Origin of the sequence: Dialister sp. (genome assembly GCF_051885895.1) — a bacterium.
In the GTDB taxonomy this organism is placed as follows: domain Bacteria; phylum Bacillota; class Negativicutes; order Veillonellales; family Dialisteraceae; genus Dialister.
Genome location: NZ_JBJEXP010000082.1, coordinates 23248 through 35513, shown reverse-complemented (window position 1 = coordinate 35513; position 12266 = coordinate 23248). Strand labels below are relative to the sequence as shown.

At 46.8% G+C, this 12266-nt stretch carries 16 protein-coding genes; 12 read left to right on the top strand and 4 right to left on the bottom strand.

Annotated elements, in window-relative coordinates; genetic code table 11:
- Positions 1-207: 207 nt before the first annotated feature.
- Together ACI4N7_RS07625 and ACI4N7_RS07620 are read right to left on the bottom strand one after the other, a co-directional pair.
- The gene (locus ACI4N7_RS07625) at positions 208-711 is read right to left on the bottom strand and encodes a GNAT family N-acetyltransferase (protein ID WP_439732758.1); all 504 of its coding nucleotides are present in this window, start codon (positions 709-711) and stop codon (positions 208-210) included.
- 20 nt (positions 712-731) lie between these two features.
- A complete protein-coding gene (locus ACI4N7_RS07620; protein ID WP_439732757.1) occupies positions 732-1175 on the bottom strand; it encodes a MarR family winged helix-turn-helix transcriptional regulator in 444 nt (147 codons plus the stop codon).
- A gap of 243 nt (positions 1176-1418) precedes the next feature.
- Here ACI4N7_RS07620 and ACI4N7_RS07615 point away from each other — a divergent pair, with 243 nt between their 5' ends.
- The 3 genes from ACI4N7_RS07615 to ACI4N7_RS07605 all read left to right on the top strand — a co-directional run bounded on the left by ACI4N7_RS07615 (position 1419) and on the right by ACI4N7_RS07605 (position 4307).
- Entirely contained in the window at positions 1419-1898 is a 480-nt protein-coding gene (locus ACI4N7_RS07615; protein WP_439732756.1) for a pyridoxamine 5'-phosphate oxidase family protein, read from the top strand.
- Between the two features lie 319 nt (positions 1899-2217).
- Positions 2218-3054, top strand: coding sequence for an ATP-grasp domain-containing protein (locus tag ACI4N7_RS07610; protein WP_439732755.1), 837 nt, complete (start codon positions 2218-2220; stop codon positions 3052-3054).
- A gap of 275 nt (positions 3055-3329) precedes the next feature.
- The gene (locus tag ACI4N7_RS07605; protein ID WP_439732754.1) at positions 3330-4307 is read left to right on the top strand and encodes a DMT family transporter; all 978 of its coding nucleotides are present in this window, start codon (positions 3330-3332) and stop codon (positions 4305-4307) included.
- A gap of 1305 nt (positions 4308-5612) precedes the next feature.
- On the opposite strand, the gene ACI4N7_RS07600 is transcribed toward ACI4N7_RS07605, so the two are convergent.
- The gene (locus ACI4N7_RS07600; RefSeq protein ID WP_439732753.1) at positions 5613-6299 is read right to left on the bottom strand and encodes a hydrolase; all 687 of its coding nucleotides are present in this window, start codon (positions 6297-6299) and stop codon (positions 5613-5615) included.
- Positions 6300-6451: 152 nt separating this feature from the next.
- On the opposite strand from ACI4N7_RS07600, the gene ACI4N7_RS07595 reads away from it, so the two are divergent.
- The 4 genes from ACI4N7_RS07595 (at position 6452) to ACI4N7_RS07580 (ending at position 8251) form a co-directional block, all read left to right on the top strand.
- The gene (locus ACI4N7_RS07595) at positions 6452-7111 is read left to right on the top strand and encodes a TetR/AcrR family transcriptional regulator (RefSeq protein WP_439732752.1); all 660 of its coding nucleotides are present in this window, start codon (positions 6452-6454) and stop codon (positions 7109-7111) included.
- Between the two features lie 73 nt (positions 7112-7184).
- Positions 7185-7307, top strand: a complete 123-nt coding sequence (locus ACI4N7_RS07590) for a hypothetical protein (RefSeq protein ID WP_439732751.1) — start codon at positions 7185-7187, stop codon at positions 7305-7307.
- A gap of 14 nt (positions 7308-7321) precedes the next feature.
- Positions 7322-7657 carry a YciI family protein gene (locus tag ACI4N7_RS07585; RefSeq protein ID WP_439732750.1) on the top strand — a complete coding sequence of 112 codons (336 nt, stop codon included), beginning with the start codon at positions 7322-7324 and terminating at the stop codon, positions 7655-7657.
- A 132-nt stretch (positions 7658-7789) separates the two neighbouring features.
- Complete coding sequence (locus tag ACI4N7_RS07580) at positions 7790-8251, top strand: low molecular weight protein-tyrosine-phosphatase (protein ID WP_439732749.1); 462 nt, start codon at positions 7790-7792, stop codon at positions 8249-8251.
- 44 nt (positions 8252-8295) lie between these two features.
- Here ACI4N7_RS07580 and ACI4N7_RS07575 read toward each other — a convergent pair whose 3' ends face one another.
- Positions 8296-8721, bottom strand: coding sequence for a TIGR04076 family protein (locus ACI4N7_RS07575; RefSeq protein WP_439732748.1), 426 nt, complete (start codon positions 8719-8721; stop codon positions 8296-8298).
- A gap of 99 nt (positions 8722-8820) precedes the next feature.
- Here ACI4N7_RS07575 and ACI4N7_RS07570 point away from each other — a divergent pair, with 99 nt between their 5' ends.
- The 5 genes from ACI4N7_RS07570 (at position 8821) to ACI4N7_RS07550 (ending at position 12131) form a co-directional block, all read left to right on the top strand.
- The gene (locus ACI4N7_RS07570; RefSeq protein WP_439732747.1) at positions 8821-9519 is read left to right on the top strand and encodes a Crp/Fnr family transcriptional regulator; all 699 of its coding nucleotides are present in this window, start codon (positions 8821-8823) and stop codon (positions 9517-9519) included.
- 414 nt (positions 9520-9933) lie between these two features.
- The gene (locus tag ACI4N7_RS07565) at positions 9934-10587 is read left to right on the top strand and encodes a DNA-3-methyladenine glycosylase family protein (RefSeq protein ID WP_439732746.1); all 654 of its coding nucleotides are present in this window, start codon (positions 9934-9936) and stop codon (positions 10585-10587) included.
- Entirely contained in the window at positions 10584-11084 is a 501-nt protein-coding gene (locus tag ACI4N7_RS07560; protein ID WP_439732745.1) for a methylated-DNA--[protein]-cysteine S-methyltransferase, read from the top strand. The genes ACI4N7_RS07565 and ACI4N7_RS07560 overlap by 4 nt, the downstream gene beginning before the upstream one ends.
- Complete coding sequence (locus ACI4N7_RS07555; RefSeq protein ID WP_439732744.1) at positions 11081-11635, top strand: bifunctional transcriptional activator/DNA repair enzyme AdaA; 555 nt, start codon at positions 11081-11083, stop codon at positions 11633-11635. The genes ACI4N7_RS07560 and ACI4N7_RS07555 overlap by 4 nt, the downstream gene beginning before the upstream one ends.
- A 1-nt stretch (position 11636) precedes the next feature.
- Complete coding sequence (locus ACI4N7_RS07550) at positions 11637-12131, top strand: GNAT family N-acetyltransferase (protein ID WP_439732743.1); 495 nt, start codon at positions 11637-11639, stop codon at positions 12129-12131.
- Positions 12132-12266 lie beyond the last annotated feature (135 nt).

The following is a 12266-nucleotide window of genomic DNA, read 5'->3' as shown; positions in this document are numbered from 1 at the left end:
CCCTATGAAATATGCGAATCGGAATCCGGGTATGGTCACCGTATAGGAATATGAAAGCAGAAAGGACATATATGGCGGGGTGATGGGAGTATTGTACATCCCTGCCAAAAGACTCCTATCTCGTCAGTTTTATGAAATCTGCCAAAGTATCAGATACAGCCGTCTGGCAGCCTCCCTCTTTATGCTGACGTCAACCTCGAAAGACAGTCATCTGCCCAGATATTTCTGAAAAGCAATCTTATCGCTGTTCGCAAAGGTAATATGGCCGCAATAGGTATAGCCTGCTTTTTCAATAATATGGCGCATGATATGATTACTTTCATCCGTATCTACCCGTACATTTTCAATGCCTCTATTCAAAGCCATCGTTTCCACCATACGGAATAAGGTCTGTGCCATTCCTTTCCCTTTCCCCCTGTCGTCCACAGCCATTCGGTGAATCACGGCATAGGGAGCCCCATTCAGCCATTTTCCCCGTAACGAGCGATAGGCCGGTTCTCCACGGAAATCAACGGCTGTGTACGCCATTATCTTACCGTCTTCCTTACAGACATAACCGATACCGCTGCCAACATCGCGTTCCAGGTCACTGCACTCAGGATAGCCATCCTGCCATTGGTCAATTCCCTGTTCTTTCATAAACAGCTTCGCCTGTGCAATAATTTCTCCAATTCGAGGCAAGTCTGTTTTTACTGCTTTTACCATTTCCATAATATGACCCCTTATACAATTTATTGACAATTTGAAATCCAGTCAGCTTCCACATTCTGATTGATTTTCCGTAAAATTTCTAAAAACACAGCCTGCTCTTCAACACTCAGCCCCTGGAGGCATATGGAAAGCTCGCGATTTTCTTCCGCCAGCATATCTCCATACAGGACATTTCCCGCCTCTGTAGGAAATACATTCCATGCCCGTTTGTCTTCCCTGTCATGCTGCCGCCGGATATATCCGGCTTCCGATAATTTGCGCACCGCCTTGGCTGTGGTCCCCTTATCAACACGGCATAAACGAGTCAAATCCGTCTGACGGATTCCGGGATTCTCGCAAATACGTGTCAAAAAAATAAACTGGCCTCTCTGCAGCTGATACCGGCGGAAACGGGTTTCCATGAGAGACTGTATGCTGCGGCAGAGAGTTCCCAGTTCTCTCAATAAAGGACTTTGCAGTTTCAAAGTATCGCCCCCTCATTTAGTTGAACATTCAACTAAATGGATCATACCATATCATTTCTTCGTCAGCAAGACTGAAAAGCAGAAAAAACTTTCATATCAGTGAATGCTCCGACTCCCAGGCTGAAGCGCCGGTCATAGCCGTTCATCTGCGCACTGTACAGGAACTATATATGATAAAAAGAAAGGGGCCTTTTTTTCTGCTATAATAAAATGAATGAATGCAGGAATAAGGGAGGTATATATATGTTCCGTAAAATGAGACGATTCCGGCAGCAGGTTTCGGATGAAGAATGCAAAAAAATTCTGAAAGAAGGGAAAAGAGCCGCCTTTTCCGTCATAGGTGATGACGGATATCCTTATACCGTTCCTATCAACTTCTACTATGATGAAGAAGATGGGAAAATTTATTTTCATGGATCTAAAGAAGGCCATAAGGCAGATGCCATGAGACGGGATAACAGAGTCTGCCTCACGGTTTGGAACCAGGGCTTCAAAAAGGAAGGCCACTGGGAATGGAACGTAACAAGCGTCGTCGTATTCGGCAGGGCTGAACCGGTGACAGATCAGAAAGTGGTGGTCGATCAGCTCAGAAAGATGGTTGCCAAATACTACCCCGATCCGTCTGAAGCAGAAAAGGAAATAAACAGCCCTATTATCAATCACGTCCAGCTGACCGCCATTACCATTGAACACATGACCGGTAAACTGGTCAATGAAAAATAGGAACCATTTCCGAACCGCTCTCCGGGATGTACGTGCCCGGCAAAATAAGGATTTAAGAGCTGCGGGAGCTTCAGACGGCTTTCTGTACGGAAGGTGCGATTTTCCTGGAAACGTGGATTCATCATCGAATGAATACAAAGGCTCACTGTCATAAGACAGTGAGCCTTTTCCTGTAAAAGATCCGGCAGGAAAATTTTCCTGAAAGCAGCCAAATAGAAAATTCCACTTTTCCCAAAAACAGGATTACTTCCCTGTGCGAAATAGAACACAGAAATCTTTATCTGCACGGATAGGATCCTGAAACAGACTCTTTTTCTTCTTGCTTCTTACTTTTTCCTCTTTCCTCCCCTACACTGGAAAAAAGGCATCTGATTTAAAACGCAGAAAATACTCTGTGTTTGGCATGAATAAGGAGAATAGAATGAAGGTATGGATACAGGCGCGCAGCAATCACCTTCCGGCTGACAGAGATTTCTTTTGGGCTATGTGCGGTTTTGAAGAGCTTGGTGCAGAGATAAGGTTTTTTCACACTCCCGCAGAAATGCGGCAGATTAAAGAACCATCAGACATTCTGGTTGGATATGTTGGTACGGTTCAGACGCATTTGAAAGATATGGGATTTCCTGTTCCGGATACAAATTATCCGACGCAGCTGAAGCCTTATCTGGGCAGAAAAATCTGGAAATCTACCATGAATACAATCAACAGCCATCCGGAACAATGGCCCGTATTTGTAAAGTCCATGGCTGATAAGGAAGTCACCGGTGTACTTGTCCGCTCCCCCAAAGATTTGATCGGATGTGGGAACTGGGCACATGATATTCCTGTCTGGTGCTCTGAGCCGGTACATTTTGAAACAGAATGGCGTTGTTTTATCCGTTATGGAAAAATCCTCGATATGAGGCGATACCGCGGAACCTGGGAACGGATGCCAAATCCGGACATCATAAAAAAAGCCGTGCACGATTACACAGAAATGCCGGCGGGATGTTCCCTGGATTTTGGACTCACTGATGATGGAAGAACCCTGCCGGTTGAAGTTAATGACGGGTATTCACTGGGATGTTATGGACTCTTTTATGTAGATTATGCCAAACTGCTTGCCGCCCGCTGGGCGGAGTTAACAGGCACGGAAGATGAATATAAAAATTTTTAAATCCATCTTTAGTACCACGTATTTCAAAAACCTGACCCTTCACCATAATGAACGGTTCTGCATCCATGCCATAGACAGCGCACTTGAAGATAATGTACCGTACATAGATTTTAAACATGATTTCAGCGGCAGCTAAATGAACTTTTCGCCATTTTGCTGCCGCCCTTTCTTTTTATCTACGCTCCCGGTGCAAGCCCATTCGCATTTGAATTATGAAACATTGTGCTCTATACTAGAACGAAGCCAAGATCATTCAAAGAAAGGATGCGGCAGCCATGTCAATCATAATCGGGATACTGGCAGGAATCGGCTTACCGATTCAAACCAGCATCAATACTGAATTAAAGAAGAAAGTCGGATCCCCCTACAATGCTTCACTGGTGTCTTTCGTCGTTGCTCTGGTATTTCTGATATGTCTTCTTCTGGCGACAGGACAGGGAGTTCACATTCCTTTTGAACAGCTCCTGCAGGAACCTGGCTGGATTTGGGCAGGTGGACTTTGCGGTGTCATTTTCCTGACAGGAAATATCCTGCTGCTTACCAAAATCGGCAGCATACAAACTGTAATTCTTCCCGTTCTCGGGCAGATCCTGATGGGATTAATCGTCGACAGTTTAGGCTTATTCTGTGCGATACAGTCAAAACTGACCCCTCTGCGTGTGGCAGGTGCCCTGCTTGTAGTGGCAGGCGTCCTGATTGTTTCGATGGCCAAGAAAAACAGGAAGCAAGGCACTTCTCCCGCAGCACTTCAGGAAGCTGCATCCGGACATCCGGAAAAAGCCGGGAGCAGAGGGGCTCACCTTTGGCTATGGAGAATTTTCGGAGTCCTCTTCGGTATGTTTAGTGCTACACAGACAGCCATCAACGGATATCTGGGAAAAGTCCTTGCATCCCCTATTAAAGCCTCTGTCATTTCTTTTGTCATTGGCATTATCGTTCTGATAATCGTGTGTGCCGTCATGTTTCAAAAAGACCGCAGCGCCAGGGCTCTCCGGCAGAACAATGAAAAATACCCGTGGTGGATCTGGTTTGGCGGTGTCTTAGGCGGTCTGTATATCCTGGCGAATGTCATACTTTCCGGACAAATCGGCACAGGAATGACTGTTATCGTTCTGCTGGTTGGTTCTACAGCAGGCGGACTGCTGGTGGATCATTTCGGCCTCTTTGGGACTGATAAAAAACCGATCAATGCAATGAAGATATTGGGCGTACTGATTATGATAGCAGGTGCAGCGGCTATCAAGCTGTTTTAATGATGTACTGGTGCCAAAGTCGACATTGATGAAAACTATGGAATGGAACTAAAAACTAACAAAGGCATAGTTCGGTATGGATACATGACCGGACCGGGAACCGGAACAGGAAAAAAACGGGGATATGACCCAAGATGTAAAAGCTTTTGGTAAAAGATATACACAATAAAAAAGGACTCTCTGCTTCATGGTAAGAGATGGAGACAGAGAGCCCTTTTGGGTACAATAGAAAAAAATTAAACTTTCCAAAAAAGAAAGTAGTACGAATGGTCCATTTGACTGCCATTGACAGCCGGGTTATGGTGTAATCCGCTGTGTTTGGGGGGTATACTGTATTTAAATATATTTGCCTGTATCCATTTTAGACAATATACATTATGGGTATCAGGAATTATGGCTTGCCAGGAAAAGTTGGATAGAAAACATTTGAAATGAGGGGGAATAGAACCGTGAGCATAGAGGGTCTAGAAAATATAATTGGAAAAATCGTCAGCATCAAGCCGATGGTCATTCGGTCTGAAACTGGAGACATCATCAAGGCCAAATGGCTGCCGTAAGAAAGTGACTTTGGAAAGAATGTGTTCTTCACTTTTGTGTGGAGGCTTTTAAAGTTCTGGGATGGCTTCATCCTCAATTCCCTCCGGTCCATCCTCAGACTGCTTCAGCTGATTCCATTCTTCTACTTCTATGCAGGGTATAGCGATGGATGGATGTCTAAATACTATGCGCCCATCGGTATGGCCTGCATAGGGATAAGTATGTATGTGACGGAAGAAGGGGAAAGTCTGGTGGAGAGATTCAACTCCAGGAACTGGCAGGAAGAAGGGAAATCCATGGATGATAGATATTTGTGTCCCCAATGCGGGTCCGATGATGTACGGAAAGTAGAAATGATCTGGAAAGAACAGACGGGGATATCAATCTGGACTCCGTCGAGACTACCTATGGGACCGGGGGGGAGTCAATATGAGGTACTTCAAATCCAAAGGGACCCAGATTTCCAAAATGGCCAGAGAAGCTGCCCCACCAAGAAAAAGAAACATCAAGACCGATGTTTTGGGCGGCATTTTCCTGGGCTTCTTCCTGGGGGCTCTGTTCGGGCTGGCTGCTCTCTGGCCGGGGCGCAAAGACCTTGCAGCAGGCCTCTTATGGGACCTGTTGGGAATTGGCTGGATGTATGGATGCTTTTTGGCAGGCAGGGAAGCGGTGGTTGCTCCGGGTAAAATAAAAAAGGTCCTTCTCCCATTATGGAGGAAGGACCTTTTCTGTTCTGAGAATGAAACTCCGAGTGACGATAGAAAAAGCTTAGTCTTCGCGCAGGCTGTCCATCGGTTCGCCCGTCTTTGTTACTTCGACCGCTTTGGCGTAGCTTTCCAGGAGCAGGCCGTAGTTTGTGAAGACGCGGGCCCAGATGTTGGCCCATTTCTCCCAGTCGTCACGATGCCAGGTAAACTGGATTTCGGCAATGGCAGAAGACGTATCCATAGGAATAACACCGGCCTGGATCATACGGGCCAGGGAAATTTCCTCAGCCATCTTGGAATAGGTACCGGAAGCATCCGGCAGGGCGAAGACCTTGTAGCCATCGCGAACAGCGCTGATAGCCGGGAAAGCAAGGCAAACGCTCGTAACCGTGCCGGCAATGATGAGGGTCTTGCGGCCCGTCTTCTTGACTGCTTCTACAAAGGCAGGGCAGTCCCAGGAGTTGATTTCACCGCGGCGGGGAACATAGACTGCATGGGGCGCTGCTTTATGGATTTCCGGAATGAGCGGACCATTGGGCCCCTGGGGTACGGATGCCGTTGTAATGACAGGAATGCCGGCGAGTGTGGCTGCTTCCGCAAGGGCAATGGCATGGTCACGGACCCGTTTGAAATCCATATCGTTGATGCACTGGAAAAGTCCACTCTGATGGTCAATGAGGAGCAGGACCGCATCTTTCGGGTCAATTTTCGGAGCTTCTCCGTTAAAGTTTTTGAAAAGTTCACTCATAGGAATTGCCTCCTTATTAAAACTTGGAACTGTTATATTTAAATTTTAATATACATGAATACGTCTTGTAAACTGACAGATTTTAATTTATGTATAGTAATGTCTGATGTTTTACAAGGTTGATGCTATAATGAAACCAAGGAGGAACGAATATGAGCGAAACCATACTTCCCGTGCGCCCAAAGGGGATGCGCAACCATATCAAAAATACATTTCTGTCCATGCTGAAAAAGAAGCCCTTCCCGAAGATCCGGATTACTACGCTCTGCGAAACGGCGGGCATTGCGAGGGCGACCTTTTATGCCTATTATCAGGATATCTATGATTTGGTCGACGACATCATGGACGACGCTCTTGTCTTCCTCGATTCCATTACGGACCGGACCTGTCATGAAACTTTTGAGGATTTGTGGGATGTGGTCCGGCAGAATGACCTTGCGGTTTTCAAGGCCTATAATAACCGTCTGCCGCCCTGTTACCGTCTTATTGATATTCCCAAATACCATCCCCTTGTGCAGGACGATACCATTGTGACACTCATGATGAAGAAGATCTTTATGATGGAAAAAGGGCATTTCATTGCCTATATGGCGGAAAAGCAGGGCGTTTCCGCTTATACGTCGGAAAATATTTTTTGGAGCATCATCAATGGCTCTATGGCCGTTAATAAGAAAATTGGCTGGTGCAAGAACGATGAATGGTATGGATTGCAGCTCCAGCTCCTGCGGTTTACCATGTATGGACTGGAAGGATTGGGAAACACTGGAAACCGGCTGCACCCACGGTCGGACAACCAACTGAATGAAAAATAGGAAGATAATGCGGAAGAGGAGCCCCAGCTGTCATTGGCAGCTGGGGTTTATCTACATTTTTGGGAGATGTTGTGTGAATTCACCTTTGTATCCTGCAAATATCCTGTTCGTCTATGGCGGCAGCGTCATTGACTGCTCGAAAACCATTGCTGCCGGATTCTTTCAGGAAGCCTATGAAGTGGGCAGGAATCAGTAAAGGAGTAAGGGAACATGTTTATCATCAATGAAACTTTAAAAGCAGAAAAAATCCCAGCAGACAGGGAGGAAGAACTGTTCCGGCAGCATGTGGCCTGGTTCACCTGGCATTTTGAGCAGGGGGATTTCCTGCCGGTAGGGCCGTACACGGACAGGGAAATGGCCGGCATCATGATCTGCGGCGCCGAAACCCGGGGAGCCGTGGAAAAATCTTCCAGGAAGATGTGTATTATGCTGACGGGATGGCCGAGTATGAAGTCCATTCCTTCAAGGCAGGGAAAATCGTCGGGAATTTTGCGGAATACGAGGGAAAGTAAGAGAGAGCTTTCGATGCAAAAGGCGACCATATAAAATGAAATTAAAAAAGCACCTGACAGAAATGCCAGGTGCTTTTTGACTGACCATAACTCTTCTTTTCTGCTATAATAACAGAGAAAATTTCAACCCATAAAGAATTATGGTCTGGAGAGGAGTTTTGTCATCTTGATTCGGATATTGTTTATTTGCCATGGCAATATCTGCCGTTCTCCCATGGCAGAAATGATGATGAAGGAGCTGGTGCGTCAAAGAGGGCTTCAAGACGAATTTGAAATTTCCTCTATGGCCGCCACTACGGAAGAAATAGGCCAGGATATGTATCCTCCCGCCAGAAAAACCCTCTCCGCCCATCACATCCCCTATACAAAGCGAAAGGCCTCTCTCATTACAGAGGCAGCCTATGAAAAAGCAGATTATATCATTGCCATGGACGAAGAAAACATTCATGATCTGCTCCGCCTCACCCATGGAGATCCGGACAGGAAAATCTCCCGTCTGCTCTATTGGGCCGGAGAGAAACGGGATGTGGCAGATCCCTGGTTCACAGGCGATTATGAAAAGACCTATAAAGATATTGACAAGGGCTGCCGGGCGGTGCTGGAAAAGCTGGAGTCTGAAAAATCATAGAGACACAAGGCCCCGGGCAGAAACTGCCGGGGCCTTGTGATTTTTTATTTCTCTTCTTCGTCATCCAATCGTTCGATTTTAAAAATGACCGGTCTGGTTCCATCAGAGCAGCAGGCAATCATGGTATTGTCTTCCTTCATCCATCCATGCATAATGGAGCCGCCCTGCAGTCCGGTGTAAATGTAACGGGAAATCGCATCCCAGGCTTCCGAGCAGAAAGGAACTCCCTTTGCGCCGGAATGGGCTGTTCCCGGTGACTGAAGGCAGCCCTCATCAGGCTTTCCTGCCTTGACCAGCGTTCCTGCACCGCAGTGCCAGAAATCATCCCGTTCATCATTCCTGTAAAAAATAAATTCATCTCCCACATTAAAGCAGGGACATTTCCCGCTGTCAGGAACTTTGCAGTACTGTCTCTGCAGTTCCGGATAAAGTTTTTTATCCAATACCGTAACTTTTACTCTATGAAACATTTTTCCTCCTTTTTCTGCTGAAAAACGGATTTCCTGCCTGCAGCATCTGCTGTTCAGAAGAAGCTGCCGCAGGATGCCTTCATCTGCCTTTGTTTGCTGTTGTTCTTCAGGAGAGTGACCGCTGCCATGCTGATGCCCCGTTATTACTTTGCCCATGATTTCAGCAGCTTTTACAGCTACTTTCTGTCCCAGCCCCATATCCGAAAGACCTTCCGGAAAGGGGAGTACCTCTGGAAACCGGGACAGCCCTATGACCGGATCCAGTATTATATATCCGGAATGTCCGTCCATTTTTCAGATCATGAAAGCGGGCGGCGTAAAATCATCAGTTTTCACGGTCCCGGAACCATCCTGCCGGGATATCATACTGACGATTTTCACATTGAGCTGTCCCTGACCACCGCTGCTCTTTCAGACGTGACCGTTCTGGAATTTACCATTCCTCAATTCAAAAAAATGTTTGAAACCAATACAGCACTTGCTGAAAGCGTGGTTCGCTGGTACTCCAAATATGTAAACCGCTTTCTCTTTGAAATCATTCACCAGGACTTCAATCCATCCCGGGTCAAACTCTGCAATCTTCTATACCTGCTGACCAGCAGCCAGCCTGCCGGTTCCGGGCTGACCATTGCCATGACCCAGGAAAATATGGCAGACATCCTTGGTATGAGCCGAGTGCAGATCACCCGGGAATTATCGGCGCTTCGACGGCAGGGCATTCTATCCACCAGCCGGGGAAAGCTGACAATCACCAATCTTTCAGCACTGGAAGCACTCTGCACCTCAGAAACCCTGTAGGCTGTACTTTCATTTTATCCCCTTATCCTGATCCTGTCTGCTTCCTGTGAAGCACAAAGGATAAATCGTCTGAAAAAGTACTTCCATCAGATGATTCTTTTACTTATAATCAATTCTTCCCGCCGTACAGGATACGGTGAAAAGCTCCGCATGACGGACCTCTTACAGTAACAGAAAAGCCAATGTGCTCAGCAGCAGAAAATGCTTCCACTGAAAAGAGGCAGTGAAATTATTTCACCTTTCACTGCCTCTTTTTCTTACCGCTCCCCGGTCCGGTTCATCTTCCGCTACAGGGCAGCATGATGTCACCGCCGGAAAAATACAGATATTTCAGAAATTACATTTCCTGAAATGATAAGAATTTTCCTCTGGCCCCTGCTATAATATGATGAAAACAGGAAGGAGACAGATGAAATGAGTTCCTATTTTATCTATGACGATCATGCCGTGCAGTATCTGAAATCCAAAGATAAGAAACTGGCCGCCTGCATAGATCAGATCGGTCATATAAACAGGCCTGTCGACGACAGCCTGTTTACATCGGTCATCCATCAAATGATCGGCCAGCAGATTTCTACAAAAGCACAGGAAACCATATGGACCCGCATGCAGGCTGATCTGGGCGCCGTCACGCCGCAGGCTGTTTTAAGAGCCGGTGAGAAAAGAATTCAATCTTACGGGACCACATTCCGAAAAGCGTCTTATATCTGCCGGTTTGCCGGGAAAGTGGATAATGGAAGCTTCAATCTGGAGCAGATCATGACACTGCCGGATGATGAGGTCATCAGACAGCTTGTTCTGCTCGATGGAATCGGTCTCTGGACAGCAGAAATGATTATGCTGTTTGGCATGCAGCGGCAAAATATCTTAAGTTTCAGTGATCTTGCCATCATCCGCGGCATGCGGATGATATACAGGCATCGGGAAATCAGCCGTGACCGCTTTGAAAAGTATCGGAAAAGATACAGTCCCTACGGCAGTGTTGCCAGTTTATATCTCTGGGCCGCAGCAGGCGGGGCCATACCGGGGCTGACCGACCCTAAAAGCAGGAAAAGGAGACAGAAATGACGCAGTTTACATCAGTATATCATTCCCCTATGGGGCTCATACGGCTGGCTTCCGATGAAATCGGATTAGTCGGGCTGTGGTTTCAGGGGCAGAAATATGATGGGCAGGGTCTTGCTGAAGAGCATGAGGAAAAGGAAACGGATGCCATAAAATCAGCTAAACAGTGGCTGGACATTTATTTCTCAGGAAAAGAACCGGATTTTACTCCTCCCCTTCACATGGCAGGGACAGGCTTCCAGATCATGGTATGGAAAGAACTGCTGCAAATCCCCTATGGCAAAACAACAACCTATGGACAGCTTGCTGCAAAAATTGCGGAAAAATACGGAAAGAAATCCATGTCCCCGCAGGCAGTAGGCGGTGCCGTCGGACATAACCATATAAGCATCATTATTCCATGCCACCGGGTTGTTGGAAGCAAAGGCCAACTTACCGGCTACGCCGGAGGGCTGGACAGGAAGTACGGTCTGCTGAAACTGGAAGGTGCTCTCTTATGAATTCACTGACAGAACAGGAAATGTATGACGCGGTCGTCAGAAATGACGCCAGTTATGACGGACTGTTTTTCTATGGAGTCAAATCAACAGGTATATTCTGCCGTCCTTCCTGTCCGTCAAAAAAGCCCAGGAGAGAAAATGTTGAATTTTTTATGACCGGGCAGGAAGCCATGGCTGCAGGATACCGACCCTGCAAAAGATGCCGCAGTGATTTACTGATATATCACCCCATGGAAGAGCTTGCCAAAGAAATAAAGAACCATATCGACAGTCTGTATTCCGAGCAGCAAAAATGGAATGATCATATACAGGAAATGGGGCTGTCTGCACGGAGGATAACCACCATTTTCAAGGCTGCCTACGGAATGACTCCCAAAGCTTACAGGGACGGACTGAGACTCAAAGAGGCTAAACGACTTTTAAAAAAGACAGATAAAAAAATCATTGATATTGCCGCAGAGGCAGGTTTTGGAAGTGTCACCACCTTCAACCGCTTTTTCAAGAATGCCACCGGATATACCCCTGCTGCATACCGGAAAAGAAAGGATTAAAATGAAAGATACTGACGGGCTCTCATTTCGTACAGCAGAAAAGAAGGATCTGCCACAAATTCTTGAAATGCTCCACGTACTTGCCTCCTATGAACATCTTGAGAAACAGCTTGCCATAACGGAGGAAATCATCAACGACTGGTTTTTCCGCCGGCAGGTGCTCACCGCCCTGCTGGAAGAAAAAGACGGCCAGGTCATCGGGATGGCGACATACTATGAAACCTACTCAACCTTCCGTGGCAGGACCGGCCTTTATCTGGAGGATCTCATCGTACGCCCGGAAATGCGGGGCCGGGGCTGTGGCAGGAAGCTTTTAATGCATTACCTTGCACTTGCAGAGAAGCAGGGCTGCTATGAAGCCAGCTGGAACTGCCTCGCCTGGAATCAGGCAAGCCGCAGTTTCTATAAATCCATCGGCGCCGAGGAGGAGAAGGAATGGATTCGATACCACATAAGTACGGCACAGATTGATGCTGCTCTAAAAAAAGCAGACTGAAATCCTATTTTCCCTATAAAAAGAGGCAGTGAAAAATATTTCATCTTTCACTGCCTCTTTTCCATTCCACTGCCAATTTCTGATTCATGCGGTCCTGCTGCAGGACAGAGCAGCGGTCATTCCCCGTTTCTTTCC